The organism is Rhodanobacter sp. Soil_C_14, assembly GCF_057657335.1.
Genome location: NZ_JBDGIQ010000006.1, coordinates 44,731 through 71,724 on the forward strand (window position 1 = coordinate 44,731; position 26,994 = coordinate 71,724).

Annotated in this window: 29 protein-coding genes; 19 read left to right on the forward strand and 10 right to left on the reverse strand. The window is 68.0% G+C overall.

Features of this window, described 5'->3' with window-relative positions; genetic code table 11:
- Positions 1-16: 16 nt before the first annotated feature.
- Positions 17-1,867, forward strand: a complete 1,851-nt coding sequence (locus AC3A56_RS14360) for a hypothetical protein (protein ID WP_487770778.1) — start codon at positions 17-19, stop codon at positions 1,865-1,867.
- Positions 1,868-1,944: 77 nt separating this feature from the next.
- Positions 1,945-4,038: a S9 family peptidase gene (locus AC3A56_RS14365; protein WP_487770779.1), complete on the forward strand. Its 2,094-nt coding sequence runs from the start codon at positions 1,945-1,947 to the stop codon at positions 4,036-4,038.
- Between the two features lie 207 nt (positions 4,039-4,245).
- Here the strand turns inward: AC3A56_RS14365 and AC3A56_RS14370 are convergent, their stop codons facing one another.
- The 4 genes from AC3A56_RS14370 to xth all read right to left on the reverse strand — a co-directional run bounded on the left by AC3A56_RS14370 (position 4,246) and on the right by xth (position 7,431).
- Entirely contained in the window at positions 4,246-5,079 is an 834-nt protein-coding gene (locus AC3A56_RS14370; protein WP_487770780.1) for a pirin family protein, read from the reverse strand.
- A gap of 106 nt (positions 5,080-5,185) precedes the next feature.
- Positions 5,186-5,932: a DUF4336 domain-containing protein gene (locus AC3A56_RS14375; RefSeq protein ID WP_487770781.1), complete on the reverse strand. Its 747-nt coding sequence runs from the start codon at positions 5,930-5,932 to the stop codon at positions 5,186-5,188.
- A gap of 51 nt (positions 5,933-5,983) precedes the next feature.
- A complete protein-coding gene (locus AC3A56_RS14380) occupies positions 5,984-6,667 on the reverse strand; it encodes a YecA/YgfB family protein (protein ID WP_487770782.1) in 684 nt (227 codons plus the stop codon).
- Positions 6,664-7,431 (reverse strand): exodeoxyribonuclease III, encoded by a 768-nt coding sequence (xth, locus tag AC3A56_RS14385; protein ID WP_056713787.1) that lies wholly within the window; start codon positions 7,429-7,431, stop codon positions 6,664-6,666. Before xth ends, AC3A56_RS14380 begins: the two co-directional genes overlap by 4 nt.
- 266 nt (positions 7,432-7,697) lie before the next feature.
- On the opposite strand from xth, the gene AC3A56_RS14390 reads away from it, so the two are divergent.
- Positions 7,698-7,907: a cold-shock protein gene (locus AC3A56_RS14390; RefSeq protein WP_007809889.1), complete on the forward strand. Its 210-nt coding sequence runs from the start codon at positions 7,698-7,700 to the stop codon at positions 7,905-7,907.
- 112 nt (positions 7,908-8,019) lie between these two features.
- Here AC3A56_RS14390 and AC3A56_RS14395 read toward each other — a convergent pair whose 3' ends face one another.
- Positions 8,020-10,062 carry a M3 family metallopeptidase gene (locus tag AC3A56_RS14395; RefSeq protein WP_487770783.1) on the reverse strand — a complete coding sequence of 681 codons (2,043 nt, stop codon included), beginning with the start codon at positions 10,060-10,062 and terminating at the stop codon, positions 8,020-8,022.
- Positions 10,063-10,157: 95 nt separating this feature from the next.
- On the opposite strand from AC3A56_RS14395, the gene AC3A56_RS14400 reads away from it, so the two are divergent.
- Together AC3A56_RS14400 and AC3A56_RS14405 are read left to right on the forward strand one after the other, a co-directional pair.
- Positions 10,158-10,694, forward strand: a complete 537-nt coding sequence (locus AC3A56_RS14400; protein WP_056762807.1) for a gamma carbonic anhydrase family protein — start codon at positions 10,158-10,160, stop codon at positions 10,692-10,694.
- Complete coding sequence (locus AC3A56_RS14405) at positions 10,691-11,020, forward strand: low molecular weight protein tyrosine phosphatase family protein (protein ID WP_487770784.1); 330 nt, start codon at positions 10,691-10,693, stop codon at positions 11,018-11,020. Before AC3A56_RS14400 ends, AC3A56_RS14405 begins: the two co-directional genes overlap by 4 nt.
- A 13-nt stretch (positions 11,021-11,033) precedes the next feature.
- Here AC3A56_RS14405 and AC3A56_RS14410 read toward each other — a convergent pair whose 3' ends face one another.
- The 3 genes from AC3A56_RS14410 to aroE all read right to left on the reverse strand — a co-directional run bounded on the left by AC3A56_RS14410 (position 11,034) and on the right by aroE (position 12,778).
- Positions 11,034-11,573 (reverse strand): energy transducer TonB, encoded by a 540-nt coding sequence (locus AC3A56_RS14410; RefSeq protein WP_487770785.1) that lies wholly within the window; start codon positions 11,571-11,573, stop codon positions 11,034-11,036.
- Positions 11,574-11,684: 111 nt separating this feature from the next.
- Positions 11,685-11,951, reverse strand: coding sequence for a YkgJ family cysteine cluster protein (locus AC3A56_RS14415; protein ID WP_056762813.1), 267 nt, complete (start codon positions 11,949-11,951; stop codon positions 11,685-11,687).
- Positions 11,948-12,778 (reverse strand): shikimate dehydrogenase, encoded by an 831-nt coding sequence (aroE, locus tag AC3A56_RS14420; protein ID WP_056762815.1) that lies wholly within the window; start codon positions 12,776-12,778, stop codon positions 11,948-11,950. Before aroE ends, AC3A56_RS14415 begins: the two co-directional genes overlap by 4 nt.
- A gap of 120 nt (positions 12,779-12,898) precedes the next feature.
- Between aroE and AC3A56_RS14425 the strand changes: the two genes are divergently transcribed.
- From AC3A56_RS14425 to AC3A56_RS14435, 3 genes are all read left to right on the forward strand, one after another.
- A complete protein-coding gene (locus AC3A56_RS14425) occupies positions 12,899-13,150 on the forward strand; it encodes a hypothetical protein (RefSeq protein ID WP_056762819.1) in 252 nt (83 codons plus the stop codon).
- A gap of 190 nt (positions 13,151-13,340) precedes the next feature.
- Positions 13,341-14,078, forward strand: a complete 738-nt coding sequence (locus AC3A56_RS14430) for a LysM peptidoglycan-binding domain-containing protein (RefSeq protein WP_056762822.1) — start codon at positions 13,341-13,343, stop codon at positions 14,076-14,078.
- Positions 14,066-14,488, forward strand: a complete 423-nt coding sequence (locus AC3A56_RS14435; RefSeq protein WP_056762825.1) for a hypothetical protein — start codon at positions 14,066-14,068, stop codon at positions 14,486-14,488. The genes AC3A56_RS14430 and AC3A56_RS14435 overlap by 13 nt, the downstream gene beginning before the upstream one ends.
- 258 nt (positions 14,489-14,746) lie before the next feature.
- Here AC3A56_RS14435 and AC3A56_RS14440 read toward each other — a convergent pair whose 3' ends face one another.
- Positions 14,747-16,234, reverse strand: a complete 1,488-nt coding sequence (locus tag AC3A56_RS14440; protein WP_056762826.1) for a RimK family ATP-grasp domain-containing protein — start codon at positions 16,232-16,234, stop codon at positions 14,747-14,749.
- A gap of 245 nt (positions 16,235-16,479) precedes the next feature.
- On the opposite strand from AC3A56_RS14440, the gene AC3A56_RS14445 reads away from it, so the two are divergent.
- Positions 16,480-16,947 (forward strand): GNAT family N-acetyltransferase, encoded by a 468-nt coding sequence (locus AC3A56_RS14445; protein ID WP_200946041.1) that lies wholly within the window; start codon positions 16,480-16,482, stop codon positions 16,945-16,947.
- Between the two features lie 12 nt (positions 16,948-16,959).
- Here the strand turns inward: AC3A56_RS14445 and AC3A56_RS14450 are convergent, their stop codons facing one another.
- On the reverse strand, positions 16,960-17,649 hold the full coding sequence (locus AC3A56_RS14450) for a hypothetical protein (protein ID WP_056764365.1): 690 nt from the start codon (positions 17,647-17,649) through the stop codon (positions 16,960-16,962).
- A gap of 112 nt (positions 17,650-17,761) precedes the next feature.
- Between AC3A56_RS14450 and lptM the strand changes: the two genes are divergently transcribed.
- The 10 genes from lptM (at position 17,762) to AC3A56_RS14500 (ending at position 26,994) form a co-directional block, all read left to right on the forward strand.
- A complete protein-coding gene (lptM, locus tag AC3A56_RS14455; protein WP_487770786.1) occupies positions 17,762-17,917 on the forward strand; it encodes an LPS translocon maturation chaperone LptM in 156 nt (51 codons plus the stop codon).
- Positions 17,918-17,930: 13 nt separating this feature from the next.
- Positions 17,931-18,791: a diaminopimelate epimerase gene (dapF, locus tag AC3A56_RS14460; protein ID WP_487770787.1), complete on the forward strand. Its 861-nt coding sequence runs from the start codon at positions 17,931-17,933 to the stop codon at positions 18,789-18,791.
- Positions 18,792-18,873: 82 nt separating this feature from the next.
- Positions 18,874-19,560, forward strand: a complete 687-nt coding sequence (locus AC3A56_RS14465; RefSeq protein WP_204110049.1) for a DUF484 family protein — start codon at positions 18,874-18,876, stop codon at positions 19,558-19,560.
- A gap of 7 nt (positions 19,561-19,567) precedes the next feature.
- A complete protein-coding gene (gene xerC / locus AC3A56_RS14470) occupies positions 19,568-20,473 on the forward strand; it encodes a tyrosine recombinase XerC (protein WP_487770788.1) in 906 nt (301 codons plus the stop codon).
- A 150-nt stretch (positions 20,474-20,623) separates the two neighbouring features.
- Positions 20,624-21,160, forward strand: coding sequence for an ATP-dependent protease subunit HslV (hslV, locus tag AC3A56_RS14475; RefSeq protein WP_108471249.1), 537 nt, complete (start codon positions 20,624-20,626; stop codon positions 21,158-21,160).
- A gap of 103 nt (positions 21,161-21,263) precedes the next feature.
- Complete coding sequence (gene hslU / locus AC3A56_RS14480) at positions 21,264-22,607, forward strand: ATP-dependent protease ATPase subunit HslU (protein WP_056762842.1); 1,344 nt, start codon at positions 21,264-21,266, stop codon at positions 22,605-22,607.
- Positions 22,608-22,647: 40 nt separating this feature from the next.
- Entirely contained in the window at positions 22,648-23,280 is a 633-nt protein-coding gene (locus AC3A56_RS14485; protein ID WP_200950226.1) for a hypothetical protein, read from the forward strand.
- Positions 23,281-23,419: 139 nt separating this feature from the next.
- Positions 23,420-24,304, forward strand: coding sequence for a ribokinase (rbsK, locus tag AC3A56_RS14490; protein WP_487770789.1), 885 nt, complete (start codon positions 23,420-23,422; stop codon positions 24,302-24,304).
- A 144-nt stretch (positions 24,305-24,448) separates the two neighbouring features.
- Positions 24,449-26,032 carry an AAA family ATPase gene (locus tag AC3A56_RS14495; protein ID WP_487770790.1) on the forward strand — a complete coding sequence of 528 codons (1,584 nt, stop codon included), beginning with the start codon at positions 24,449-24,451 and terminating at the stop codon, positions 26,030-26,032.
- Positions 26,032-26,994: a hypothetical protein gene (locus tag AC3A56_RS14500; RefSeq protein ID WP_487770791.1), complete on the forward strand. Its 963-nt coding sequence runs from the start codon at positions 26,032-26,034 to the stop codon at positions 26,992-26,994. The genes AC3A56_RS14495 and AC3A56_RS14500 overlap by 1 nt, the downstream gene beginning before the upstream one ends.

Genomic DNA, 26,994 nt, shown 5'->3' on the forward strand with positions numbered 1-26,994 from the left:
TCTTCGAGGAAACAACATGCGCGATCTTTTCAGGGCCGAATTGCTGCGCTTCCGCAGCTGGGCCATCGCCGGCGCGGTGCTGCATCTGCTGGTGCTGGGTTTCCTGACCCGGGTGGTCGACCTGGCGCAGCAGCCACTGCTGGTTTACCGCGTGTTCGGCGGCGTCTACGCGCTGGCCGGCCTGTTGCTGGGGCTGTTCCAGATGGGCAGTTACCGGCGTCCCAGCACCTGGCTGAACCTGCTGCACCGGCCGTTGCCAAACTGGCGCATCGCCGCGGCGCTGCTGGGTGCGGGCGTCGTGTTGCTGGCGCTGGCCGCGGCGCTGCCGATCCTGCTGATCGCCGTCTACCAGCACGGCATGACCGCACGCGTGGTCGACCTGCGCCACTGGCTGTTCCCGCTGGCCGCGCTGCTGATCGCCGCCTGCGGTTACCTGGCCGGCGCCTACTGCATGCTGGGCGGTCGTCGTCATTCGACCTGCGCGCTGGTGTTCCTGGTGTTGCTGGCGGTGAGCCAGGCCATCGGTCCGCGGACGCTGATCGTGCAGGCGCTGGCCCTGCTGTGGCTGGCGGCGATGGTGCTGGCCGCGTTCAAGCCCGACCTCAGCGCGCCGCCACGTTTGCTGGCCGCCACCGTGATCACCGCCCTGCCGCTGCAGATGGGCGTCTATCTGCTGGCCCTGCTGCTGGGCTTCGGCGTGGAGATGCTGTGGATCATGCAGGGCACGCATCCGAACAACATGAGCGTGCCGCCACCCGGAGGCCACAACGAAACCGAACGGATGACGCCGCAGCAGCGCATGCTGGCCGGCCTGGCCGTCAGCCGCGCGGCGCAGGCGCCGCTGTGGCGCGAGCAGGTGGCGCTGTCCGAAGTGCATGAGATCGGTTCGCAGCTGGCGGCCACCCCGGTGCGCAACGAACTCACTCACGCCGCGGCGGCGCAGATGGAATTCGACGACGAGGAACTGCGCGTACGCTGGGTGTTCAGCCACGATCGCATGCGCTTCGAAGGCTACCGCCTCACCGATGGTCGCCGCTTCGGCGAGCTTGGCGTGGGCGCCGCCGATGCCGCGTTCCCGGCACCGGCCCAGGCGGCCGGCAGCCTGCCGGCGCTGCCCAGGGGTGATGGCGCGCTGGTCGCCGGCAACACGCTGTATCACTACGTCAGCGCCAGCCATCAGGCGCTGCCGCGCATCCGCCTGCCTGCCGGTGAAATTCTGGCCGGGGTGACGCCGGTGGGCGAAAGCCTGGTGGTGTTGAGCGATCGGGCGCTGTACTTCTTCGATGGTCGCGACGCGGCTGCCAGCGACGTCTTGTTGAGCCCGCGCCAGCGGCTGCCGATTCCCGGCCGCAGCGGCGACCTGAGCAACATCGATCTGATCGAGCTGGTGGACGGCTACCTGGTGTCGTTCTCCTTCACCACCTACGCGCATGAGCTCACCGGCGCGGCGCCGTACCAGAGCGTGCTGTGGCTGGACGACGCCGGCCACGTCACCGAAGCTGCCCATCGCGCGATCGGCTACGACTACCCCGCGTTGTACCGCTACAAGGCGTGGTGGCCATCGCCGGCGCTGTACGCCTTGCGCGTGGCGGCGCTGGACCTGTTCGCGGTGCACGATCCGCTGGACGTCACCGCACCGCCGCCGATTCCCCGCCGCATCCAGCTGTTCGCCGGCGCGCTGATGCTGCTGTCGCTGCTGGCGGCGATCTGGCTGTGTCGTCGACGCGCCTTGTCCACGCCGGCGCGGCTGGCCTGGCTACTGGCTTGCGCCGTGGTCGGACTGCCGGCGCTGGCCAGCCTGTGGCTGCTGTATCCCGCCGGCGAACATGCGCCGTCCCGGCGCAAGCTGCTGCCCGCAACCGCCTGACCACGCGCGGCGCAGGCCGCCTCGTCCCCTTGATGATGCGGCCCGTCGGCATGACGGGCCGACAGCCGGAGAAATCCATGTCCACGTTCCCGAAGTGGTTGGCGGCGCCGTGCGCCCTCGTGCTGGCGCTGGCGAGCGGAACGGTGCGCGCCGACGAGGCGGCAGACGCTGCCGCCCTGCATCGCGCGGTCGCCATCGAGCAGGCGCGCGCGCCGGCGCCGCGCTTTCCGCGCAGCGCGTTCCTGGTCGATCGGATGATCGGCAGCGTGAGCCTGTCGCCCGACGGGCGATCCGTCGCCTGGCTGCGCGTGCAGGGCATCCAGCGCAGCGTGTGGCTGCAGTCGACCGCGGGTGGCGCCGCACGCCAGCTGCTCTCGCGTACCGAGGCGCGCCAGTTGTACTGGTCGCGCGACAGCCGGTGGCTGCTGCTGGAATCGCCGCGCCAGCTGTTTGCGCTGGCGGCGGCCGGCCAGGGCGGCTCCGGCATCGTCACCGCGCTGGGTGGCGGCGAACGGCGCGAAGTGCGTGCCGTCGATCCGCTGCAGGGCGCCGCGGTCATCGTCGGCGAGCAGGTGCCGGCCACGTCGCCGGCATCGGCCGGGAAGTGGCGGCTGTTGCGCGTGGACATCCACGGCAAGCGCAGCGTGCTGCACGAAGACGCCGATGAACTGGCCGGGTTCGCGTTCGATCCGCAGGGTCGGCTGGCCTTCCTCGAACGGGTCGAACACGAGGACCTGGTGATCCATCGCGTCGACGCGGACGGCGGCCTGCACGAGGTGCTGCGCTGCGTGCAGTTGCAGCGCTGCAGCCTGTTGCCGGTGACCGCGCCGGACGGCGAGCTGCTGCTGCGCACGGATCGCGGCGGCAGCCTGCTCGACCTGACGCGGCTGGATGCGCAAGGCACGTTGCACACCCTGCTCACCGATCCGGCGGGCGAAGCGGACCTCGACGCGCTGCTGCTCGATCCCGTCGACGGCCAGCCGCTGATCGCCAGCTGGCGAAGCAGCACGTCGGCGCAGCGCGGGCTGGATGCGCAGACACAGCAGGCGGTCGAAGCCATCACCCGCCACTTCCCGCAACGCGATCTGGACATCCAGGTCGGTCGCGGCGCGCAGGCCGCCTGGCTGGTCGGCGAACGCGGGCCCACGCTGCAGGCCGGGCGCTGGCATCTCTACGAGCCGTGGTCGGGTCGGTTCAAGCCGTTCCTCGACGACGCGCTGACGCAGCAGCGCAGCGGCAAGCCGCTGTCGCCGCTGCCCGGGTCGGCGCTGGCACGCAAGATTCCGTTTACCTGGAAAGCCTCCGACGGCATGCGCCTGCATGGCTTCCTGCTGCTGCCGCCGGGCGCCGATCCGGCAACGCTGCCACTGGTGGTGACTCCGCATGGCGGTCCGTGGAACCACGATCGCCCGGACTACGGCAGCTTCGGGCAGTTCCTGGTCAACCGCGGCTACGCGGTGTTCCAGCCGCAGTTCCGCGGCTCCACCGGCTACGGCCGCGACTACGTGCTCGCCGCGCACGGCGACTTCGGCAACGGCCGGGTGCAGCAGGACATCGTGGAAGGCACGCGTTACCTGCTGGCGCAGGGCATCGGCGATGCGCAGCGGGTCGGCATCGCCGGCGCCTCGTTCGGCGGCTACGCGACCCTGCTCGGGGTGACCTTCCAGCCGGAGTTGTTCAAGGTGGGCGTGGCGATCGTGCCACCGGCGGATTTCGGCTGGGATCTGCGCTGGGTTTCGCGCAGCCACGAGGCGCTGAACCTGTCGCGCTACATCCCGTTCATCGCCTGGCTGCGCCTGCTGTCGCTGGACCTGCACGACGACGCCACCATGGCGCGGCTGCATGCGCAGTCGCCGCTGGCCAACGCGGCACGGATGCAGCGTCCGTTGTTGTTGATTGCCGGTGGCGCGGATCACCGGGTGGCGATCCGTGGCGTCATCGCGTACGCCGCGCAGCTGAAACTGCTGGAGCGGGAGGTCAGCCTGCTGGTCGATGACCAGGCCGGCCACACCAACGAGGATCCGCTGGCCAGGGAGGCGATGTTCTACCTCACCGAACGACTGTTGCAGCGTCATCTCGGTGGTGTCGCGCCCGCGCCGCCGGACGCGGCGATGCGCGAGTACCTGCAGCGGAACCTGCGGCTGAGCGGAAAGGATCTGCGCGGCGAGTGAATCGCGCCGACGGCCCGGTGCTTCCCTGCGCGGAAGCCACGCAGGGCGGGCACTGCCCGCCGGTTCTGCTTTTTGTTGCGACTTGGCGGGAAGCGGCGGGCAGTGCCCGCCCCTTTCGACGGAAGCGCGCTTCGCCCAGGCAACGCTGGACGCGTGGACCCTCACCCGGAGGGAGAGGGAGCAACGCGCAAGAAGCGCGTTACTTGATCAAAAGCGGCCGGCGCGGAAGTCGGCGATTGCCTCGTGGATCTGCTCGGGCGTGTTCATCACGAACGGCCCGTAGCGCGCCACGCTTTCGTTCAACGGTTTGCCGGCGACGACCAGCAGACGTGACGGTTTGTCAGTACCCGCCAGCTTCAGTTGCCCGCCTTCGGACAGTACGCCCAGTTCGCTGCGCTGCAGTGATTCGCCGCCGACCAGGGCCGATTCGCCCTCGAACACGTAGGCGAAGCCGTGATGGCCGGCGGGCAGATCCAGCGTGAACTGCGCGCCGGGCTGCAGGCTGATATCCAGGTACACCGGCGCGGTGACGATGCCTTCGACCGGGCCGGTGGCACCGGCCAGCGAGCCGGCGATCAGCTTCACCTCGACGCCGTCGGCCGGATGCACCACCGGGATCCGTTCCGGGCCGATGTCCTGGTAGCGCGGCGCGGTCATCTTGTCGGACGCCGGCAGGTTCACCCACAGCTGGAAACCCCACATCAGGCCGTTTTCCTGCTGCGGCATTTCCGAATGCAGGATGCCGCGGCCGGCAGTCATCCACTGCACGCTGCCGGGCACCAGATTGCCCCGGTTGCCGTGGTTGTCGCCGTGCTGCATGTGGCCGGCCAGCATGTAGGTGACGGTCTCGAAGCCGCGATGCGGATGTTCCGGGAAGCCCGCGATGTAGTCGCCGGCCTGGTCGGAGCGGAACTCGTCCAGCAGCAGGAACGGGTCGAGCATGTCCAGCCCGGGCTGGCCGATCACGCGCTTCAGCTTCACGCCCGCGCCGTCGGAGGTGTCCATGCCGCGGATGCGGCGGGTGATGTGGCGATCGCTCATGGCTTGCTCCGGTAAAGGGAAGGACTGGCCGCCAAGATGGCCCCGTTCGAGCGTCTGTCCAAGCGCCGCCGCGGGAACGGATCGTTCCGGCAGGGGCAACGCCGGGTCAGTCGAGCCAGCGGAATGCCCGGGCCAACTCGGCCGGCGCGTTGTCGAGGTAGCAACGACCGTGGGCGAGGATCACACGTTGCGGCTGCCAGGCCAGCATCCGCGTCAGGCAGGCGCGCGCTTCGTCCTTGTGCCCGAGATAGGTCAGGCGCATGTCCAGCGGCGCCTTGCCGTCGGGATCGGTCACGCCGCCCAGTCGCGCCATCCAGCGCATCGCCGTGGGCAGCTTCCCAGCTTCGAAGTTCTCGATCAGGTCAGTGAGGATCAGCGTGGCGCTGGCGCGATGCAGGAACACGATTTCCTGCAGCACCCGGCTGCCACGGAAGCGCAGCTGGTCGATCGTGGCGGCCCAGTCTGGCGGCGGCGCGTCATCGAGATCCGCGTCGAACGCGACCTCGATGTGCTGGCTGGCGGCGCGCTGCCGCACGCCTGGTGAGGCCCACGCCGTCGCCTGCGGATAGCGCCGTTTCCAGGCCGCGATGTGCGCGTAATGCAGCAGGTTCGGCGAAACCAGGTGACGCACCGGGCCGAGTGCATCGATCGCGGCGAACAAGGCTTCGTCAGGCGCGATCGGCGAGTGGCACCACAAACTGCCATCGGCCAGCCGCACCACCGTCATGCGGGTGGGAAACGGCACGCGCATGCCGAGTGCGGCCATCTGCACCAGCGGGCCATCGGCGATCCAGACCCCGGACGCGACCGGCTTGAGCGTGTTGAGCGGGGTGTACAGGCCAACTTCGGACATGGCAGCTTCCGTTTCGCAGTAACGCGCCAGCAGCCTCCCGCAGGACCCTGTTCAGTGCACCCAGTGGCCGCTGCGCTGGCGCGGCGGGGTGGCTTCTTCCTGCTTGCCCGGGCGTTGCTGCAGCACCATCGTCTCCACTTCGGCCTCGGTGGCGGGCTTGGCCTGCCAGTACTGGTTGACCGCGCCAAGCACGGTCGGCACCTGGGCCAGGCACTCGTCGTATTCTTCTTCGCTGAGCTTCTCGAATTCGGTGTCGGCGCTGAGGATGCCTTCGTCGACGGCCAGCGCCATCACCGGGCCCAGCAGTTCCATCAGTTGCGGGTCTTCGGCCAGGCGGTTTTCCCACAGCGCAGCGCGCAGGTCGATGCCGCGGCTGAAGCCCTCGCACCAGCCCGCGGCCGACAGCATCGGGCCGCCTTCCATCTCCACCTCGCCCAGGATCGGCTCGTAGGCATCGACGTCGAGTTCGGCGCTGATCGAATCGTTGAGCTTGGCCAGCAGGGCCAGCACGCGATTGCCCTCGTCCTCGTCGGTGAACGGCTCGTGCAGCACTTCATGCAGCCATTCGTCGGGCAGCACCAGCAGCGGGCCCACCGCCAGTGCGCTGAGCAGGCCGTGGACGCCATCCAGCAGCAGGTCGCCTTCGCCGGTGTGCGCGCGCAGGTAGCGGTCCAGTTCTTCCAGTTCGTTGTCGTCCAGCGAGCTGGGCCATTCGGCTTTCGTCATGTCGTTCATATATCCAGTTCCAGCGTCACCGGCGTGTGATCGGAAGGGCGTTCCCAGCGTCGCGGTTCGCGGTCGATCGCTGCCGCCGTGGCAGCGGATTTCAACGCCTCGCCGATCAGGATCAGATCGATGCGCAGGCCCATGTTGCGGCGGAATGCCGCCTGCCGATAGTCCCACCAGCTGAAGTGACCGGGCTCGGGCTGGAACAGGCGGAAGCTGTCGTGCAGGCCGAGGTCGGTGATCGCCTTCAGCGCGGCGCGTTCCGGCGGCGAGCAGAGGATGTCCTCGCCCCAGGCCACCGGATCGTAGACGTCGCGATCGTCCGGGCAGATGTTGAAATCGCCCAGCACCACCAGGTTCGGGTACCGCTCGTGTTCGCGGGCCAGGAACTCGCGTACCCGGGCCATCCAGTCCAGCTTGTAGGCGTATTTTTCGTCGCCGACCGCCTTGCCGTTGACCACGTACAGGTCGACCACCCGCAGGCCGCCGACGGTCGCCGCCAGGATGCGCCGCTGCGGATCATCCAGGCCGGGAATATCGGTGACGATGTCGGCGGGTTCCTCGCGGGCCAGGATCGCCACCCCGTTGTAGGTCTTCTGGCCGGAATACACCGCCCGGTAGCCGGCGGCGGCCAGCTCGTCGACCGGAAACTTCGCGTCTTCCAGCTTGGTTTCCTGCAGCGCCACCACGTCCGGCTGCGCGTCGGCCAGCCACTGGGTCAGGTGCGGCAGGCGCACTTTCAGCGAATTGACGTTCCACGAGGCGATTTTCATCGGGTCATTGTAAGGGGAAGCGCCGGCACGAGGCAGCGCGGGCGAGCGCCAAGCGCGCCACGACGCGGTTTCGGGGAAAAAGGGGCGGTTTCGATGAACGGGAACGCGGGTTCGGGGATGTTTGCCTGAAAAACCCACCAAACCGCCGAAATACGGTGTATGCTGGTCGAGCAAGAGTACCGCGTAAAGGCGACCCCTTGCTTCTATTGCGGTTCGGCGCACGTCGCCAGGGCCGCAAATCATCCATGCTTCAAAGGTAATGTTACATGTCGGATCGTCAGAGCGGTACAGTCAAGTGGTTCAACGACGCCAAGGGTTTTGGCTTCATCACCCCGGAAAGCGGTGACGACCTGTTCGTGCATTTCCGCGCGATCCAGGGCACGGGCTTCAAGTCCCTGCAGGAAGGCCAGCGCGTCACGTTCGTCGTCACCAAGGGCCAGAAAGGCCTGCAGGCTGAGGAAGTCCAGGTTGCCTGATTCCCCCGGGAATTGAGCGATCTTGAAGAAACCCGCTTCGGCGGGTTTTTTCTTGCCCGGCGTTTGGCCTTGCCCGGACAACGCCGCGGCGGTGGCCGCGGCGTTGCGTCGATCAGGCCAGCCCGTGGCTGCGCAGCAGCGCCTCGGGTTCCGGCTTGCGGCCACGGAAGGCGATGAAGCTTTCCAGCGCCGGCCGGCTGGCGCCCACCGACAGGAACTCGGCGCGGAAGCGTTCGCCGGTGGCGCGATCGATGACGCCATGCTCCTCGAACTCGCCGAACGCATCGGCGCTGAGCAGTTCGGCCCACAGATAGCTGTAGTAACCGGCGGCGTAACCGCCGGCGAAGATGTGGCTGAAGCCGTGCGGAAAACGCTGCCAGGCCGGCGGATGCAGCACGGCCACCTGCTTGCGGACCTGCTCCAGCACCGCCAGCGTGCGCGCGCCCTGCGTCGGCTCGTACTCCAGGTGCAGCAGGAAATCGAACAGGGCGAATTCCAGCTGGCGCACCAGGAACAGGCCGGCGTGGAAGTGGCGCGCGGCCAGCATGCGGTCGAACAAGGCGTCCGGCAGGCGTTCGCCGGTCTCGTAATGCTTCGCGAACAGGTCCAGCGCCTCGCGGTTCCAGCCGAAGTTCTCCATGAACTGACTGGGCAGCTCCACCGCGTCCCATTCGACGCCATCGATGCCGCCGATCGAGGGCAGCTCGATCCCGGTCAGCAAGTGGTGCAGGCCGTGGCCGAATTCGTGGAACAGGGTCAGCACGTCGTCGTGGGTGAGCAGGGCCGGCTTACCCTCGGTCGGCGGCGCGAAATTGCAGGTGAGGAAAGCCACCGGCCGTTGCTTCCGGTCGCCGTCGTCGAAGCGGGCGCGGCAGACGTCCATCCACGCGCCGCCGCGCTTGCCGTTGCGCGCGTACAGGTCGACATAGGCGCCGGCGAACACCTGGCCGTCGGCATCACGCACGTCGTAATAGCGCACGTCCGGATGCCACACATCGACACCATCGCGCGCGGCGAGGGTGATGCCGTAGAGCCTTTCGGTGAGGCCGAACAGTCCGTCGATCACCGCCGGCAAGGGGAAGTACGGCTTCAGTTGTTCCTCGTCCAGTGCGTACTCGCGCTGGCGCAGCTTCTCCGACGCATAGCCGACGTCCCACGGTTCGAGGTTGTCGAGCTGCAATTCCTCGCGGGCGAAGGCGCGCAAGGTGGCCAGTTCCTGTTGCGCCACCGGCTTGGCCCGGGCGGCCAGGTCGTGCAGGAATTCCAGCACCTCGGCCGGCGAGCCGGCCATCTTGGTCGCCAGCGACTCCTCGGCGGCGTTGGCGAAGCCCAGCAGCCCGGCCGCCTCGTGGCGCAGCGCCATGATCTGCTCGATGCGCGCGCTGTTGTCGAACTTGCCCGCGTTCGGGCCCTGGTCCGAGGCGCGCGTCTGGTACGCCCAGTACACCCGTTCGCGCAGGCCGCGGTTGTCGGCGTAGGTCAGCACCGCCTGCACGCTGGGCTGCTTCAGGGTGACCAGGTAGCCATCCAGCTGCTGGTCTTCGGCGTACTGGAGCAGCACTGCGCGACCGGAGTCAGGAATGCCGGCGAGATCACGCTCGTCGGTGACGTGTTCGTGCCACGCCTCGCTGGCATCGAGCACGGCGTTGGAAAATTCGGTCGAAAGCTTGCTGAGCTCGACGCCGATCTCGCGGAAACGCGAGCGCGCCGGCTCTTCGAGCGCCACGCCGGACAGGCGGAAATCCCGCAAGGCGTGCTCGACCAGCGCACGCTCCGGCCGCGGCAGCGACGGAAAGTCTGCCGCATCGGCCAGCGCCTGCACCGCGGCGTACAGCTCGCGGTTCTGGCCCAGTTCGATCGCGTGATCGGTGAGCTTTTCCTCGGCCGGCGCGTAGACCTCGCGCAGCGCCTCGCTGTCGGCGACGGAATGCAGATGGGACACCGGCGCCCAGGCGCGCGCCAGGCGTTGTTCCAGCCTTTCCTGGGTCAGCATCACCGTGGCGAAGTCACGCGGCGCCGCGGGCGCCAGCAAGGCGTCGATGCCGGCGCGGTAGTCGGCCAGAAGGGACTCGACGGCCGGCAGCACGTGTTCGGGACGGATCTGCGAGAACGCCGGCAGGGTGTCGTCAGCCAGCAGGGGGTTGTCGTGACTCATGAACGCTCCTTTGCGATGCGCCAGCGTGGCGACCGGGACGGGCGAAATCAAGCGCGGCGACGTGACGACGCGGCCCGCGCCGCTAGAATGCCCGGATGAACTCCTTGCGCAGCTTCCAGGGCGTCACGCCCACCCTCGGCCAACGCGTCTACGTCGACCCGGCCGCCAGCGTGATCGGTGACGTAGTGCTCGGCGACGATGTCTCGATCTGGCCCGGCACGGTGCTGCGCGGCGACGTCCACCACATCCGCGTCGGCGCAAGGACCAGCATCCAGGACGGCAGCGTGGTGCATGTGGCCCACGCCGGTCCGTACGGTCCGGGCTTTCCCTGCCTGATCGGCGCCGGCGTCACCATCGGCCACGCCGCCGTGGTGCACGCCTGCACCATCGGCGACTACTGCATGATCGGCATGCACGCCACCGTGATGGACGGCGCGGTCGTCCACAAATACGGCTTCGTAGGCGCCGGCAGCCTGGTGGCGCCGGGCAAGGTGGTCGGCGAGCGCGAACTGTGGCTGGGCAATCCGGCGCGGTTCGTGCGCCTGCTCAGCGACCGGCAGATCGAGCAGCTGCATTATTCGGCCGACCACTACGTGCGGCTGAAGGACCGCTACCTGGCCGGAGCCGAATGAGCGCACGGCGCGTGTTGTTCCTGTGCAGCCGCAACCGGTTGCGCAGTCCCACCGCCGAACAGGTGTTCGGCGCGTGGCCGGAACTCGAGGTGGATTCGGCCGGTCTCGCCGACGATGCCGAAACGCTGCTCAGCGCCGAACAGCTGGACTGGGCCGAACTCATCGTGGTGATGGAGGCGGCCCATCGGCAGCGCCTGCAGGCGCGCCATCGCCGCCGGTTGCGCGGCAAGAAGGTGGTCTGCCTCGACATCCCCGACCACTACGCGTTCATGCAGCCGGAACTGGTCGCCTTGCTGCTGCGGAAGGCGGGACCGTTGCTGCGTTGACACCCATGCCGGTTCAGCTTCCCGCGCCCCTTGCCTGGCGGATGCGCTCCGCCTCCGCCTCGTGCTGCTTCGTCATGATGTTGCGCGCGGCGGAAAGCTTGCCGCCAAGCAGGGCCAGCGTGAAGTTGTTGCTGTCGAACTCGCGCAGCAGGTCGATCTCGCGCCGAGCCTCTTCGAGGTCTTTCCGGTTGATGGTGCGTTCGATCTCTTCCGAGGCGCGCACGAACGATTCGCGCAGGGCCTCGTGGGCGGTCCGGTTTTCTGGCTCCAGCTGCAGCACGCTGAGGTAGAACTCGAACGCGTTGCTGCCGGCTGGCGCCACCAGCCGGCCGTCCCGCATCGCGTCGCGGGCCAGCCCGAGCAGGATGGCGCTGCCGCTCTGCGCATCGTCGGTCGATGCCTCGTTCACCTCGCCAGCCGACAACGCGGTGTCGTCGATCGTGGCATTCACCGCCTGGCCATGCCAGAAAATCGCGGCGGCCGCGACCAGCACCAGCAATGAGACAAGAACAAGCGCGTATCGATGCGATACGGCGGAAAGAAAGCGGGACATGACACCTGCTGCACAAGCGATGGCCGCGCGCTGGAGCTTCCGTCGTCGACGCGCTCCCGGCGGGTGGCGGTATCTTGGCGGCGCTTTGTTGCAGTCATGTGGCGCGGCGCTTCACGTCGTCGCCGTGGCCGCTTCCAGTCGCGCCAGCCACGCCAGCGCATGGGCGCGATCCGTACCGCACATCGCCGGTTCGGCACGCAGGCTGCTGCACACCGCCGGGCGCTCGGGCTGGCCGAAGATCGCGCAGCGATTGTCGTCGGTGAGCTGCACGCAGCGCACGCCGGCCGGCTTGCCGTGCGGCATGCCGGGGATCGGCGAGGAGATCGACGGCGCGATGCAGCAGGCGCCGCAACCGATGCGGCAAATCGCCGAACTCACGCGGCTTGCTGACGCAGGGACTGATAGACCGGTTCGGTCTCGGGGCGCCGGCCATGCCACAACTCGAACGCGTCGGCCGCGGTTTCCACCAGCATGCCGAGGCCGTCGACCGCATAGCGCGCGCGCGCCGCCTTCGCCCAGGCCAAGAAGCTGCCGGCGGCGGGGCCATAGGACAGGTCGTAGCACAGCGCACGCGCGCCGATCAGCGAAAACGGCAGTTGCAGCGCCACGCCCAGCACGCCGGCCGAGGTCGCGTTGACGATCAGGTCGTAGCTGCCGATATTGGCCAGGTCGTCCCAGTAGCGCGTGTGCGCACGCGCCGGGTCGCCGATCGCGTCGGCCAGCACGTCGGCCGCCTCGGGCGAACGGTTGACGATGGTCAGCGTTTCCACGCCGGCATCCAGCAGGTTCCACGCCACGCCATGCGCGGCGCCGCCCGCGCCCAGCAGCAGCGCGGTATGGCCGCGCAGGTCCAGGTCGTGGCGTTCGGTGATGTCGCGCACCACGCCCGCACCATCGGTGTTGTGCGCCGCCAGCTGGCCGTCAGGCAGCCGGGTCAGCACGTTCGCGCTGCCGGCGCGGGTGGCGGCCGCGCTGCGCTGGTCAGCCAGCGCGAAGGCGGCGGCCTTGTGCGGCAGGGTGACGTTGGCGCCGCGGCCGCCGGTGGCAAAAAACCGCCGCACTGCATCGGCGAAATCGGCTGGTGCCGCGTCGATCGCGCGGTATTCCAGTTCGATGCCGAACTGTTGCGCGAACGCCTGGTGGATGCGCGGTGACAGCGAATGACTGATCGGATGGCCGAATACGGCGAACTGGGCGATGGGCATGCGATTCCCCGCAGGATGTCTGGCAACCATTCTACAAGCCGGATTTTTGGGGAAGCGAAGTCGCAGGTGATGAGATGGCGTTCCGGCAACTTGCGGACAACCTGTCCGAGGAGAACTCCCATGCGCATGCCCGTCCTGCCCTCGCCGCGCCACCTGCGCCTGCTCGGCGCCGCCGTGCTCTGGTTGCTGGGCGGAACCTTGTTGCTTCTGAGCATGCTGGTGCCAGCTCATACGGAGCTGCTCGGCTGGACGCCGGCGTTCTGGCTGGGCGGTGCGCCACTGATGGTGGTGCTGGTGCTGGAGCCGACGCTGCCGCGGCAGGTGCTGGCATTGTGCCGACCGCAGCAACGCGCGATCCGCCGCGCCATTTGACGCTGGCGGATTGTCCGGCGGGTCCTTTGCAGGGTAGCTGGCGAGTCGGTATCTGCCTACGCATTTTTCGGGATTCCCGCAGCAGCTCCAGCGCTACCCTCGACGTTGGCGTTCAACGCCGCAGGGTGGCCCGACGTGGCCGGTATCCGGCACCGGCTCGGCGCCCGGATTTGACGGAGGAGAGGCGCAGATGGCGGGACCGCCCCATGCGAAGTCTGGTTTCCAGAAGTGGCAGGACACGATTCGTCGTGCCCGCTGCGATACGAAGTGGGCCGAATACGACGCCGACATCAGGAGAACCGTCGGGGAGTTCAACACACACCTGAAACCGAGCTCGGGCTACGTCCCGCTCGACTGGCGGTTGATCAAGGCCATGGCGTGGACGGAAACTGGCGCGGCGGCAAGCTTGTGGAAGTCGAACCCGATGCAGATCGGCATGTTCAATGATCCAGGGCTGGATCAGCTGCTGTCGGGAGCGCCGGCGTCGGGCCTGATTCTTCCGGCCTGGAAGCAGCCGCTGACCAGGAAGGACGTGCGCACGACGCCGCTTTACAACATTCGCGCGGGCGTGGGCTATCTGCTGCTGAAACTCGCAAGGTTCGAGGTGAAGGACGTGCTCGACAAGGACAACACGATCCACCAGCTGACCGTGAAAGCTGGCGACAGCTTCGACAAGCTGGCGCATGCGCACGGAAGCACGGTTGCGGTCATGCAGGCATTGAACCCCGGGGTGCGTGTGCTGCACCCAGGCCAGGTTCTGAAATATCAAAAGGCCTCCCGCCAAACGGTCATCACAGGGTGGCGGGCTGCCACCACGGCAAACGTCGCCATGTATTACAACGGCGGTGGTGACGCGGCCTACGCAAAAAAGCTGGATTTCGCCCTGTCGGTCATCCAGCAGGGGAACGTTCCGCCATGCCGGCCGTGATCCGACGCAGGATGGCCGTGCTGGCGGGCCTGATCCTGCTGGTCGGTTGCGCCAACGCGGGCGATGGCATGCTGACTGGCCAGTTCGAGGGAAGCGGCCGGCAATGTCGGGGCGTCCTGTTGGTGCAGGCCAAGATCATCGCGTGGCACACCCCGTTCGCAAGCTGTGCAAAAGCATCCTACGACGTTCTCGACCAGCCCGCCGTTGGCGGCGCGACGCGCAGGGTCTTCCTGTTGAAGCCGGGTTCCGCCTGCGCCTTCGCGGTGATTTCGCTGGAGCGGGATGCCGAACATCCGGAATACTGGAATGCCACGGGCTATCGTTCGCGCCAGGATTACGAAGACGGCAGCGACGACACGCTGCGTTGCAACCTCACCAGGAAGGAAATCGCGTCAGCGTCGTCCCGCTGACGAAGCGCGTCTGCCTGAACCCACCCGTTGCGCACGGAACATCGCGGGAACCGTCGAGGCGCCATCGGCCCCGACCCACCCTCTGCACGAGACGATCGTCCTGCGCTCAGCGCCTGTGAAGAAAGCCACTTCCTGTGGTTTTCTTCTATCGCGAGTCCGGTACACGCCCGGACTCGCTCACATGAAACAGTCACTTGCATGACTGCTTCATGCTCGGCCATCCATGGCCGACCTGAGAGGTTGAAAACTCACAACCTCTCAGCGCGCGCTGCCGCCCTGGCGCTTGCGCTCCATCCGGCGCAGGAACTCCTGCATGATGCGCGAGTACAACTCGTCGCCGAGATGGGCGTCCTCGACGCCGGCATCGATCGACGGATTGTCGTTGACCTCGATCACCACCGGCTTGCTGCCGACCTGCTTCAGGTCGACGCCGTAGAGGCCATCGCCGATCGGCTGGGTGGCCTTCAGCGCCAGCTTGACCACCTCGGCCGGCGCGTCCTTCACCGCAATCGTCTCGAAGCCGCCGGACTTCGCGGTGCCCTTGGCGCCGTGGTTGTAGATCTGCCAGTGGCCGCGCGACATGTAGTACTTGCAGGCGTACAGCGGCTCGCGGTTGAGCACGCCGATGCGCCAGTCGAATTCGGTATAGACGTATTCCTGCGCCAGCAGCAGCGCGCTGTGCTGGAACAGGCCGCTGGCCGCGGCGGCCAGCGCCGCCTCGTCCTCGACCTTGACCACGCCCCGCGAGAACGAGCCGTCGGGAATCTTCAGCACCAGCGGGAAGCCCAGCTTGGCGACGACTTCCTTCATGCCCTTGCTGTCGTCGCGGTAGAGAATTTCCGTACGAGGGACAGCGAGCTTGCGCGAGACCATCAGGTCGTTGAGGTAGATCTTGTTGGTGCAGCGCAGGATCGAGCTGGGGTCGTCGATCACCACCATGCCTTCCTTCTCCGCGCGATGGGCGAAGCGGTAGGTGTGGTTGTCCGAGGCAGTGGTCTCGCGGATGAACAGACCGTCATATTCGGCCAGCCGCTGGTAGTCGTTCTTGCCGATCGGGTCGACCTCGATGCCGAGTTCCTTGCCCGCGTCGATGAAGGCCTTCAACGCCTTCTTGTTCGACGGCGGCATCTTTTCCTTGGGATCGACCAGCATCGCGAGGTCGTAGCGGAACTGCCGGCGTGCGCGTGGCTTGCGCCACAACTTGCGCGAGAAGCGGTCGAGCTCCTCGGCGAAGGCGTCTTCCTGGGCGTCATCCAGCGTGTGCAGGCCCACCGGCTTGATCGAGCTGACCTGCCACACGCGATCGCGTTCGAACTCGATGCGCAGCAGCGGGCAGGGGAACATTTCGAACACCTGCCGGGCAAGGTCCTGCAGCGCCGGGTAGGCGGTCTCGCCGAAGTAGACCAAGATGCCGAAGTCGGTGGTGTCGCGGCCGCCGGCGGGCAGGAAGTGGGTGAGCTTCTGGTTGAGGTCTTCGATGTCCAGGCCGTACAGCGAGCGCCGGCGCAGGTCGTTCACCGTGCGCACCGACGGCATCACCTTGTGTCCGCGCGCCTCGGCCAGCAGCGACACGTAATAACCGGTGCCCAGATATTTGTAACTGCGGCACAGGTTGATCACGTGGGTGCGTTCGTCGTCGCCGCCGACCGGCGTGCGCAGGTAGTCCATCGCGCTCATGACATCGACGGACGGGTAGTACGAGCCCCAGTCGGAGGCTTTTTCGACAACGATGACCAGACGGGTCATGACACCACTCAGGCGATGCGGCGACGGCGGACAGGCCTGCGTGGGCAGGGCGGTACGTGCAAGGCGCGCAGTTTGGCACAGCAACCACGCCGCACAAGGGCAGGCGCTGAAGCGTGACTAAACGGCACGACTGCACTGCGAGGCGCACCTTCGGGCCCGCCGGCTGCTAGAGTCCGCGCGTGCCGACCCATACTCCCCAACCATCATCCGACTACGCGCGCCGCGTCGTGGCGGAATCCGCCGACATGCTGCCCGTTCCCACCGGCACGCGCGTACGCCGCGCCGCCTCGTCCGACCTGGATGAGCTGGTCGCCCTGGAACAGCGTAGCTTCAGCAGCGACCGGCTCAGCCGCGCGCAGTATCGTCGCCACCTGGACAGCGACAGCGCCGTGGTCCTGGTCGCCACCGGCCATCCCCGGCCTCTGCTCGGCAGTGGCGTGCTGTTCTTCCGCAAGCGCAGCAGCGTGGGCCGGCTCTATTCGCTGGCGACCCGGCCCGAGGCACGCGGCCAGGGCGTCGGTGCGGCGTTGCTCGAAGCGGCGGTGAACGCCTGCCGGCACCGTGGCTGCCACGCGCTGCGACTGGAAGTGCGCACCGACAACGCCGCCGCGATCGGCCTGTACGAGCGCGCGGGATTCCGGCGCATCGGCCGCTACGAGCGCTACTACCAGGACGGCGCGGATGCGTGGCGCTACGAGAAATCGCTGGACTGAGCGCCAGCTCGTTCAGTCACCCAGTGGCTGCCCGATGCGCCGCTCGGTCGCTTCGTCCGGCCGCGCCACCAACGCGCCGGTGCGCATCAGGCTCACCGTGTAGTGACCCTGGTCAACCAGCGGCAGGAACGCGCCGCTGCCGTAGACCGTGTCCACTTCGGGCAGCCAGCGCGGGTACTGCTTCTTGAGGTCGAGCAGATCGAAGCCGCCGTTCTCGCCGAAGCCGATCACCGTGCGCGGTGCGTTCATTTCCTGCGCCGCATCGTCGTAGCGGCCGGACAGGCGGTCGAGCCGGTACAGCGGCGGCACGCCGGCCAGCAGGGCCGGCAGTTTCCATTTCAGCACCACCGCCTCGATGCGCCACTGGTCTCCCGCCAGTTGCACCTGGCGCGTGCTGCCGTCCGGCCAGTTGAGGGTGACGTCCCAGCGCTGCGGCGACAGGATCCGCGCGTCGATCTCCACCACCGGCGCCTCCTCGCCGAGCAGGCGGTAGCCGCGCAAGGCATAGCCGGCGCCAGCCAGCAGCAGGGTCAGCGCGAAGCAGGTCAGGCAAAGCAGCGCGCGCCAGCTGGCCGCCAGTCGACGACCGCGCTGCAGGCGCTGACGCACGGCCACCAGTTGCACCAGGGTGACCAGTGCAAGCACGGCGGCCAGCACCAGCAGCATGGTCGTCGGCAAGCGCAGCAGGGTGGCCCAGTCCATCGTGTTCATCCTCGTCGCCGCGGCCGGCGACCTGCGTCGGCATGATAACCGGCGCCCGCGAAGCAGGGCGGCCGGCCTCGCTATACTGCGCGAATCCACAGGAAACCCCGCCATGTCCCGTACCCTTTCGCTGCTGGCCTGCTGCCTCGTCCTCGCCCTGCTTGCCGGCTGTGGCAACAAGGGCCCGCTGGTGCTGCCGAGCCATCCCGCCGCCGCTTCCACCGCGCCGGCCCCGGCAGCGGTTGCACCGGCCAGCCAGCCGCACTGAGCGGCGTGACCTGATGCGGCTGCACTTCTCCAAGATGCACGGCATCGGCAACGACTTCGTCGTGCTGGATTGCCGGCAGCATCCGTTTCCGCTGAACCCGGAACAGATCCGTGCGCTGGGCGATCGCCATGTCGGCGTCGGTTTCGACCAGTTGCTGAGCGTCGAGCCCGCGCGCGATCCGTCCTGCGCGTTCTACTACGGCATCTGGAACGCCGATGGTTCGCCGTCGGGCCAGTGCGGCAACGGCGTGCGTTGCGTGGCGGCGTGGCTGCATCGCGCCGGCGCGCTGGCGCTCGGCGAGCAGGTGATGATCGAAAGCCCGTCCGGGCCGGTGACGGTGCGCCTGCTGGACGCCCACGAGGTGACCGTGGACATGGGCGAGCCACGGTTCGAACCCGGGCGCATTCCATTGTCGGCCGAGGCGAGGGCGGATCGCTACGAGATCTTCGCGGGTGATCGAGCCGTCGAGTTTGGCGCGGTGTCGATGGGCAATCCCCACGCGGTGGTGAGCGTGGCCGATCTGGCCGACCCGGCGCTGGAGCAGCTCGGCCCGCTGCTGACCAGCCATCCGCGGTTTGCCGAAGGCGCCAACGCCGGCTTCGTCCTGCAGCTGGACCGCACGCAACTGCGCCTGCGCGTGCACGAACGCGGCGCCGGCTGGACGCGCGCCTGCGGCACCGGCGCCTGTGCCGCGATGGCGGTGCTGCACCAGCGCGGCGAGGTGGGCGACTCGGTGAGCGTCGCACTGCCCGGCGGCAAGTTGCGGATCGATTGGGCCGGCCCCGGCCATCCGCTGTGGATGACCGGTCCGGCCGCCTTCGTGTTCGAGGGCGAATGGCCGGTTCCCGCGGTCGACGGCGACCGGGGCGGTTGAAGCGCGCCCCGGTCCATCGCACACTCGCGCCAGGCGGCACGCATTCTGCGCGTGCCCCGGAACGGTTCGAGGAACTCCGCGCATGACCGCAACCCTGCTCGACGATGCCACCCAGGCCCGGGTGGTCGCCGCTTACCTGAAGCGCCATCCGGAGTTTCTCAGCGAGTATCCCGAGCTGGCGGCCAAGCTGACCATGCCGCGCCCCGAGGGCGCGGTGGCCTCGCTGGCGGTCTATCAGCTGCAGAGCCTGCGCGACAAGAACGCGGAACTGGAACGCCAGCTGGCCGAGCTGGTCGCCATCGCCGCCGAGAACGAAAAGCTGATGGAGCGTGTCCATGCGCTGACCGTGGCCCTGCTGCGGGCGAACACCATGGAGGTCACCGTGCGCACGGTCATCGCCAGGCTGTCCGCGGATTTCCACACCGAACAGGTGCGCCTGCTGCTGTTTGGCGACGAGCCCCAGTTGCCGCGCACCGACTGGATGCAGCAGATTCCCGAAGGCGCCAGCGCACTGCCTGAGTTCAGCGAGTTCCTGCACAAGAACGAACCCGTGTCCGGTCGGCTGGCGAGCGAAAAACTCGTGCGCCTGTTCGGCGTCGATGCCCCGCAGATCCATTCGGTGGCGATGATGCGGCTGGGCGACTGCGGCATCCTGGCCATCGGCAGCGCCGACCCGGACCGCTTCCAGCCAGGCATGGGCACGCTGTTTCTGAAGATGATCTCGGCCACCATCACCGCGGCGCTAGCGCGCTCACGGGACGTCTCCTGAGCCGGCGATGACGCCCGAACAACAGGTCGAACGCTGGCTCGGCCGCCTCGCCGAAGAACGCCACGCTTCGCCGCACACGATCGCCGGCTACCGGCGCGACCTGGCCAAGCTGCTGCGCTTCATGCAGGCGCAACGGCTGGCCTCGTTTGACGCGCTGGATGCGAATCGGATGCGCACCTTCATCGCCGGCGAGCATCGCGACGGGCTGGCGCCGAAGAGCCTGCAACGCCTGCTGTCGTCCTGCCGCAGCCTGTTCCGCCAGCTCACCCGCGAAGGCCAGCTGGCGAACGATCCGCTGCTCGGCGTGCGCGGCCCCAAGGTGCGCCGCAAGCTGCCCCAGGTGCTCGACGTCGACGAGGCCACCGCCCTGGTCGAGACCGACAGCGGCGGCCAGCTCGCCGTGCGCGACCGCGCGATGCTGGAACTGTTCTATTCCAGTGGCCTGCGCCTGTCCGAACTGGTCGGCCTGCGCTGGCTCGACCTCAACCTCGACGATGGCGAGGTCCGCGTGCTGGGCAAGGGCGGCAAGACCCGCATCGTGCCGGTCGGCCGTCACGCCGTGACGGCGCTGCGCGCACTCGGCGCGGAGCAGGGCATGCCGGCTGATGGTCCGGTGTTCCGCGGCCGCGGCGGCGCACCGATCAACCCCCGCACGATCCAGCTGCGCATGAACAAGCTGGCGCTGCAACAGGGCATCCCGAAGCACATCCACCCGCACCTGCTGCGCCACACCTTCGCCAGCCACATGCTGGAATCCTCCGGCGACCTGCGCGCCGTGCAGGAGCTGCTCGGCCACGCCGACATCGCCACCACCCAGATCTACACCCATCTGGATTTCCAGCATCTGGCGAAGGTCTACGACGCGGCGCATCCGCGAGCACGGGTGAAGCGAAGGGCGAAAAGAGAGGAGTGAGTGGAGAGGAGTGAGGAATGAGAGAGAGCAGACCACGAGCCCGGCTTTCTCTCGCTTCTCCCTCCTCTTCACTCACTCCTGGCCCGCGCATTGAAGCCCGCCGCCCGCGGCCCCATCTCTTCCGCTCAGACATCCTCTTGCGGAGCTCTCATGGAATCGTTCCACGCCACCACCATCGTCTGCGTGCGGCGCGACGGCCGCGTCGTGATCGGCAGCGATGGCCAGGTCACCCTTGGCAACACGGTGATGAAGGGCAACGCGCGCAAGGTGCGCCGGCTCGGCAAGGCCGGCGAGGTGGTGGCCGGCTTCGCCGGCGCGACGGCCGATGCATTCACCCTGTTCGAACTGTTCGAGCAGAAGCTGGAAAAACACAACAACAACCTCACCCGCGCCGCGGTGGAGATGGCCAAGGAATGGCGCACCGACCGCCGCTTCGGCAAGCTCGAGGCGATGCTGGCGGTGGCCGACAAGGAAACCTCGCTGCTGATTTCCGGCAACGGCGACGTGGTCGAGCCCGAACACGGCCTGATCGCGATCGGTTCGGGCGGACCGTTCGCCCAATCCGCGGCGATGGCCCTGCTGGAAAACACCGAACTGGATGCCCGAACCATCGTCGAGAAGGCGCTGAAGATCGCCGGCGACATCTGCATCTACACCAATCACAACGTCAGTATCGAAGAGCTTTGAGGCGGGAACGGGGAACAGGGAACGAGGAACGGCAAACCGCCGACCGCTGTTCCCCGTTCCCCGTTCCCCGTTCCCTGTTCCCCCGTTCCTTTGAGTAAAGCCCATGTCCGAACTGACCCCCCGCGAAATCGTCAACGAACTCGACCGCTACATCATCGGCCAGCACGACGCCAAGCGCGCCGTGGCGGTGGCGCTGCGCAGCCGCTGGCGGCGCATGCAGTTGCCGGCCGAGATGCGCAACGAGATCACCCCCAAGAACATCCTGATGATCGGCCCCACCGGCGTGGGCAAGACCGAGATCGCGCGACGCCTGGCCACGCTGGCGAACGCGCCGTTCGTGAAAGTCGAGGCGACCAAGTTCACCGAGGTGGGTTACGTGGGCAAGGATGTCGAGTCGATCATCCGTGACCTGGCCGACGGCGCCTACAAGCTGACCCGCGAGCAGGCAGTCAAGCGCGTGCGCTCGCAGGCCGAGGACCGCGCCGAGGATCGCATCCTCGACGCACTGCTGCCGCGCCGGCAGTCCCAGCCCACCGACTGGAGCCACGACGCCACGCCCGAGCCCGCCATCGAAAGCGACACTCGCCAGAAGCTGCGCAAGCAGTTGCGCGAAGGCGTGCTGGACGAGCGCGAGATCGAGCTGGATTTCGCCATGAACGTGGGCGTGGAAATCATGTCGCCGCCGGGCATGGAGGAGATGGGTGCGCAGCTGCGCCAGATGTTCCAGAACATCGGCGGCGCCAAGACGCAGAGCCGCAAGCTGGCGATCAAGCTGGCGCGGCCGCTGCTGATCGACGAGGAAGCCGGGAAGCTGCTTAACGACGAGGAGATCCGCGCCCAGGCGATGGAAAACGCCGAGCAGAACGGCATTGTCTTCATCGACGAGATCGACAAGGTGGCCCAGCGCAGCGACCACGGCCACGCCGGGGTCAGCCGCGAGGGTGTGCAGCGCGACCTGCTGCCGCTGGTGGAAGGCTCCACCGTGTCGACCAAGTACGGCCCGATCAAGACCGACCACATGCTGTTCATCGCCTCCGGCGCGTTCTCGCTGGCCAAGCCGTCCGACCTGATCCCCGAGCTGCAGGGTCGGTTGCCGATCCGGGTCGAGCTGTCCGCGCTTTCGGTGGACGACTTCAAGCGCATCCTGCGCGAACCGCACAACGCGCTGACCAAGCAGTACGTGGCCCTGCTGGGCACCGAAGGGGTGGGCATCGAGTTCACCGATGCCGGCATCGACCGGCTGGCCGAGGTGGCCTTCCAGGTGAACGAGCGTACCGAGAACATCGGCGCCCGCCGGCTGCACACCGTGATGGAACGGCTGCTGGAGAAGATTTCCTTCGAGGCCGCGGACAAATCCGGCGAAAAATACCTGATCGACGCCGAACATGTAGACAAAAACCTCGGAAGCCTGGTCCAGAACGAAGACCTCAGCCGCTACATCCTCTAGCTTTGGGGTACTAACAAGCCGCTCAGGCTGCTCTGCTAAAATGGACGCCGTGAATAACGTTATCGAATTGAAAGGCACCGGCCAGCGCGCCCAGTTGCGCGAGGCGCAGCAGAACCAGACCCTGATCCGGTTGTGGCGCGAAGGGCTGGAGCACGGCAGCTTCTGCGGTTACGTGGGTGGCGTCGGGCGCGAGTTCTTCCTGCTGTGGGTGGTCGGCGACGGCATCACCTACGACGGCATGTACGTGATGCGCCACCGCGACATCTCCGAACTGGAGGCGCCGGACAAGCACCACGTGTTCTTCGCCAAGGCGCTGGCCCTGAAACACATCCAGCCGCGCCCGCCGCGCGGCTTCCCGCTGGACAACATCCGCGAAGTGATCCAGGCCGCCGGCGCCCAGGCACCGGTGATCGGCGTGCACGTGGACAGCGAGGACGAATCGGAAGTCTGCTACATCGGCCGCCTGATCGACGTCGAGGAAGACGGCTTCAACATGCAGGAACTGAGCCCCGACGCGGAATGGATGCGCGAGCCCTCGTTCTTCAGCTGGGACGAAGTCTCCACCGTCAGCATCGAGGATGCCTACGCGCAATCCCTGCTGGCCGTGGCCGGCCCCGCCCCCGACCTGCTGCCCGGCGGCGACACCGGCATCGGTCGCGTTCCGTCCCCCTGACATTCAGCTCTTCTCCCTCCCCTGCTTGCAGGGGAGGGCCGGGGGTGGGTCGCTCTTCGCCCCCGCCCAAGCCCGCCCCACCGCCCGCAGCAGCTAAGCTCTCCCCTCCACCGTGAAACCTGCGCAAGGGGCTAGAGGCATGACACGCATCGTCGTCGTCGGCAGCATCAACATGGACCTGGTCACTCAGGCGCCGCGCTTCGTCGGCCCGGGCGAGACCATCCTGGGCGAACGCTTCCTCACCGTGCCCGGCGGCAAGGGCGCCAACCAGGCCGTGGCCGCCGCACGACTGGGCGCGGAAGTAGCCCTGGTCGGCGCGCTCGGTCGCGACGCCTTCGGCGACCAGCTGCACGCGGGCCTCGCCGCCGAACACGTCGACCTCACCCACGTCGCCCGCCTCGACGACAGCGCCAGCGGCACCGCCTCGATCACCGTCGCCGACGGCGAAAACCAGATCATCGTGGTGCCCGCCGCCAACAGCCGCGTCACGCCCACCCAGGTCGAAGCCGCCCGTTCGCTGATCGAACGCGCCGACGCCGTGCTGGTGCAGATGGAGATCCCGCTGGAAACCGTCGAGACCACCGTGCGCCTGGGCCACCGTCTCGGCGTGCCGGTGATCCTCAACCCCGCGCCCGCGCAACCGCTGCCCGTCGACTGGCTGAAGCTGGCCCGCTACGTCACGCCGAACCAGCACGAGCTGGCGATCCTACTCGGCGCCGATCCCGCCGAGGACTTCAAGGCGCTGATGCAACGCGCCCCATGCCCGGTCGTGCTCACCCGCGGCGGCGAAGGCGCGTGGTATCGCGAGCAGGGCGAACCGCTGCACCAAGCCGGCTTCAAGGTCGACGTGGTCGACAGCACCGGCGCGGGCGACACCTTCAACGCGGCATTGGCGGTGTTCCTGAAAGATGGCCTCCCCGCCGCCGTACGCAAGGCCTGCGCCGCCGCCGCGCTGTCGGTGACGAAGCTGGGCGCGCAGGGTGGCATGCCGCGGCTGCAGGAGCTGGACACACTGCCGGGCTGAACCACGCGCCGACCCGTCGGCGCGCTGCGACACCGACGCGCTTCCGCGCCCTGCGTCGTTGGCCAGAACCCGCCGCATGCGCCAGAATTCGCGCCGAGGCCAAGGACGGCAACGTTGCCGCCGTGGCATGACACAGGGGTCCGCATGTCCGGCTTCAAGCTCTTCCAGCGCGTCTCCAAGGCGCCCACCAATCCGCGTGCCGTGCCGGCCACGACACGCGAGTTCGATGTCGCCAGCCTGTACGAGGGACCGCTGGATGCTGGCGAGGAGACCGCCGCCACGGCGCTCCCGCTCGACGAAAAGCTGCGCCAAGCCTACTTCTGGATCGTCAACAACGCGGTGATCAGTCCGCACTACGACATCGAGTACAACGACGGCGCCGCCGCGGCGTTCACCATCGGCGACAGCAAGCGCACGCTGAACCTGCCCTCGGCGCAAAGCTACTCGAGCTTCATCCTGCTGCCGCTGCTGACCTTCGCCACCCGCCGCAAATGCCTGTTCGTGGGCGGCCCCGGCCGCGGCAAGACCGCCAGCGCGATCCTGATGGGCGTGCTGGCCGGCTATTCGGTCAAGGACGTGCGTCGCGCGATGCAGCACGGCCACCCGCAGATGACCCTGGCCGACCTGCTTGGCAATCCGCTGCCGGCCGACCTGGCCGGCGCGCAGAGCATGGAGGACATCCGCATCGCCTGGCGCAGCTGGCTGGGCATGCGGGTGAAGATCATCGACGAATACAACCGCATCCCCACCCGCACCCAGAGCGCCCTGCTCACGGTGATGGGCGACAACTACGCGGAGATGCTCAACCACGTCTACGAGTGCCCGGAATCGGCTTGGTACCTCACCGCCAACGACGACCAAGGCGGCGGCACCTACCAGGTGATCGAGGCGCTGCGCGATCGCATCGACGTGATCGTGCAGGCGCTGTCGTTCAACCCGCGCTTCCTCGACGAGCTGCTGCTGCGGATCGAGTCGGGCTTGCGGCCAGAAGAAATGATGCCGCCGGAGATCGTCTTCAGCGCCGCCGACATCGACGCGGCCGGCAAGCAGATCCTCGCAGTGACGGTGCCCGAAGAACTGCGCCGGCGACTGGAGTTCTTCAGCAGCCAGTTCGAGCTGATGGAAACCGCGGGCAGCCAGTTCGAGTACATGACCAAGGACACCGCACGGCTGTCCGGCGCGGAATGGCACCAGCTCACCGCCGCCGACAACGGCCGCGACCGGCTCAAGGACCTCGGTTGCCAGACCCGCAACGGCCTGTCGGTGCGCAACCTGATGACCTTGCTGGTGTACGCCAAGGCGATGGCGTGGTTCCGCGGCAACCCGGCGATCGAGCTGGAGGACCTGCGCCAGGTGCTGCCGTTCGTGCTGCACGACAAGCTGCAGCCCGACCTCGACGCGCCGTTCTTCGCGCTGCCCGAACACGCCGCCTTCCGCAGCGACCGGCTGAGCTGGCTGCGCCACCTGTTCGACCTCTCCAACGCCGAATACGACCGGCTGGACCTGGACCGCAACGACCCGGTCGGCGAGCTGTCCGCCGAATTTGCCAAGGGCCTGGATGGACTGGGCGAGCGCGAGACGCGGGCGCGGCTGTCGAAGATCGAGCACCTGGTGGAACAGCGCGCCGCCGGCCGCAAGCTCTACGGCCCCTTGTACGACGACCTGCTGAAACTGAAGTACCTGCACCAGCGCTACACCAACTACCTGAACTGGCTGCGGGCTTCCTGATGGCCGTCAGCGCACCGCTGGCCCGTGCACTCGCGGCCGGCCGCAGCCGCTTCAATGCGCGCGCGGCTGAAGTTCGCCACCGCCACCCCGGTTTCGACGACGCGGCCTTCGCCGGCTTCGTCGGCAGCGCGCTCGATCGCGTGGTGCAGGCCGTCGATGCGGTCGCGCCCGAACGCGTCCATGCGGTGACGATCGCCGGCTACGACATGGCGCTCGATCTGGTGGCGCAAGGCCTGGCCGGCCCCGGCGCGCGCCAGCCGTGGGTCGATCGGGTGTGGCTGGAACTGGCGCCGCGCCACGCCGGCCTGCTCGCCGCGCAACCGCAGGCGGTGCTCGGCGCGCTGGGCAATGCGGTCATCCAGCTGGGACAGTGGCCGCAGGTGCGCGTGGCCGACTGGCTGCAATGGATGACCGCGCTGGCCGGCGAGGTGGCCGAGCTGACGCAACTGCGCGCGCTCGGCCAGCTGCTGGCCTGGCGTGCCGGCATGGCGCACTACCGACGCGGTGCGCTGACCGCCGCGAACATCCTGCCGCCCGCACTGGCGCTGGCCGCGCTGGACGCCGACCCGGCCAGCGACTGGCCCGCGCTGCGCGACGCGCTGCTGGCCGATCCTTGGCACGGCGCGCAGCAGGTGCCGACAAGCGGCGTGCAGATCGGCGCCTTCAGCGGCTTCGGCGGCCACTTCGCGCAACCGCCGGAACTACGCGCCGCCGACGAAGGCTTCATGGTGCGCAGCGCGGATCGCCACCGGCTGCTGCTCGCCGACCGCCACGGCGCCGTGCTGCTACCGGCCAGCGCGGCGGAATTCGAGGCGGCATCGACGAGCCAGGTGACCGCGCCGCCACAACACATCGCCGCGCTGGGCTGGCCGCGCGACTCGCTGCTCGCGGTGGCCGACGTGCACACGCTGGCGCTGAGCTCGCCGTACACCCACGCGATCGCGCTGTTCCCGCGCCCATGA

Excerpts from the sequence above, each read along its gene's own strand:
- AC3A56_RS14465 (WP_204110049.1), top strand. The coding sequence starts at position 18,874 with ATGACCGCAACCCTGCTCGACGATGCCACCCAGGCCCGGGTGGTCGCC.
- AC3A56_RS14395 (WP_487770783.1), bottom strand. The coding sequence starts at position 10,062 with ATGAGTCACGACAACCCCCTGCTGGCTGACGACACCCTGCCGGCGTTC.
- hslV (WP_108471249.1), top strand. The coding sequence starts at position 20,624 with ATGGAATCGTTCCACGCCACCACCATCGTCTGCGTGCGGCGCGACGGC.
- AC3A56_RS14365 (WP_487770779.1), top strand. The coding sequence starts at position 1,945 with ATGTCCACGTTCCCGAAGTGGTTGGCGGCGCCGTGCGCCCTCGTGCTG.
- xerC (WP_487770788.1), top strand. The coding sequence starts at position 19,568 with ATGACGCCCGAACAACAGGTCGAACGCTGGCTCGGCCGCCTCGCCGAA.
- AC3A56_RS14445 (WP_200946041.1), top strand. The coding sequence starts at position 16,480 with ATGCTGCCCGTTCCCACCGGCACGCGCGTACGCCGCGCCGCCTCGTCC.
- AC3A56_RS14410 (WP_487770785.1), bottom strand. The coding sequence starts at position 11,573 with ATGTCCCGCTTTCTTTCCGCCGTATCGCATCGATACGCGCTTGTTCTT.
- AC3A56_RS14390 (WP_007809889.1), top strand. The coding sequence starts at position 7,698 with ATGTCGGATCGTCAGAGCGGTACAGTCAAGTGGTTCAACGACGCCAAG.
- AC3A56_RS14500 (WP_487770791.1), top strand. The coding sequence starts at position 26,032 with ATGGCCGTCAGCGCACCGCTGGCCCGTGCACTCGCGGCCGGCCGCAGC.
- xth (WP_056713787.1), bottom strand. The coding sequence starts at position 7,431 with ATGAAAATCGCCTCGTGGAACGTCAATTCGCTGAAAGTGCGCCTGCCG.
- AC3A56_RS14425 (WP_056762819.1), top strand. The coding sequence starts at position 12,899 with ATGCGCATGCCCGTCCTGCCCTCGCCGCGCCACCTGCGCCTGCTCGGC.
- AC3A56_RS14430 (WP_056762822.1), top strand. The coding sequence starts at position 13,341 with ATGGCGGGACCGCCCCATGCGAAGTCTGGTTTCCAGAAGTGGCAGGAC.
- AC3A56_RS14440 (WP_056762826.1), bottom strand. The coding sequence starts at position 16,234 with ATGACCCGTCTGGTCATCGTTGTCGAAAAAGCCTCCGACTGGGGCTCG.
- AC3A56_RS14400 (WP_056762807.1), top strand. The coding sequence starts at position 10,158 with ATGAACTCCTTGCGCAGCTTCCAGGGCGTCACGCCCACCCTCGGCCAA.
- AC3A56_RS14380 (WP_487770782.1), bottom strand. The coding sequence starts at position 6,667 with ATGAACGACATGACGAAAGCCGAATGGCCCAGCTCGCTGGACGACAAC.
- AC3A56_RS14360 (WP_487770778.1), top strand. The coding sequence starts at position 17 with ATGCGCGATCTTTTCAGGGCCGAATTGCTGCGCTTCCGCAGCTGGGCC.
- AC3A56_RS14375 (WP_487770781.1), bottom strand. The coding sequence starts at position 5,932 with ATGTCCGAAGTTGGCCTGTACACCCCGCTCAACACGCTCAAGCCGGTC.
- dapF (WP_487770787.1), top strand. The coding sequence starts at position 17,931 with ATGCGGCTGCACTTCTCCAAGATGCACGGCATCGGCAACGACTTCGTC.
- AC3A56_RS14435 (WP_056762825.1), top strand. The coding sequence starts at position 14,066 with ATGCCGGCCGTGATCCGACGCAGGATGGCCGTGCTGGCGGGCCTGATC.
- rbsK (WP_487770789.1), top strand. The coding sequence starts at position 23,420 with ATGACACGCATCGTCGTCGTCGGCAGCATCAACATGGACCTGGTCACT.
- aroE (WP_056762815.1), bottom strand. The coding sequence starts at position 12,778 with ATGCCCATCGCCCAGTTCGCCGTATTCGGCCATCCGATCAGTCATTCG.
- AC3A56_RS14370 (WP_487770780.1), bottom strand. The coding sequence starts at position 5,079 with ATGAGCGATCGCCACATCACCCGCCGCATCCGCGGCATGGACACCTCC.
- AC3A56_RS14450 (WP_056764365.1), bottom strand. The coding sequence starts at position 17,649 with ATGGACTGGGCCACCCTGCTGCGCTTGCCGACGACCATGCTGCTGGTG.
- hslU (WP_056762842.1), top strand. The coding sequence starts at position 21,264 with ATGTCCGAACTGACCCCCCGCGAAATCGTCAACGAACTCGACCGCTAC.
- lptM (WP_487770786.1), top strand. The coding sequence starts at position 17,762 with ATGTCCCGTACCCTTTCGCTGCTGGCCTGCTGCCTCGTCCTCGCCCTG.
- AC3A56_RS14495 (WP_487770790.1), top strand. The coding sequence starts at position 24,449 with ATGTCCGGCTTCAAGCTCTTCCAGCGCGTCTCCAAGGCGCCCACCAAT.
- AC3A56_RS14485 (WP_200950226.1), top strand. The coding sequence starts at position 22,648 with ATGGACGCCGTGAATAACGTTATCGAATTGAAAGGCACCGGCCAGCGC.
- AC3A56_RS14405 (WP_487770784.1), top strand. The coding sequence starts at position 10,691 with ATGAGCGCACGGCGCGTGTTGTTCCTGTGCAGCCGCAACCGGTTGCGC.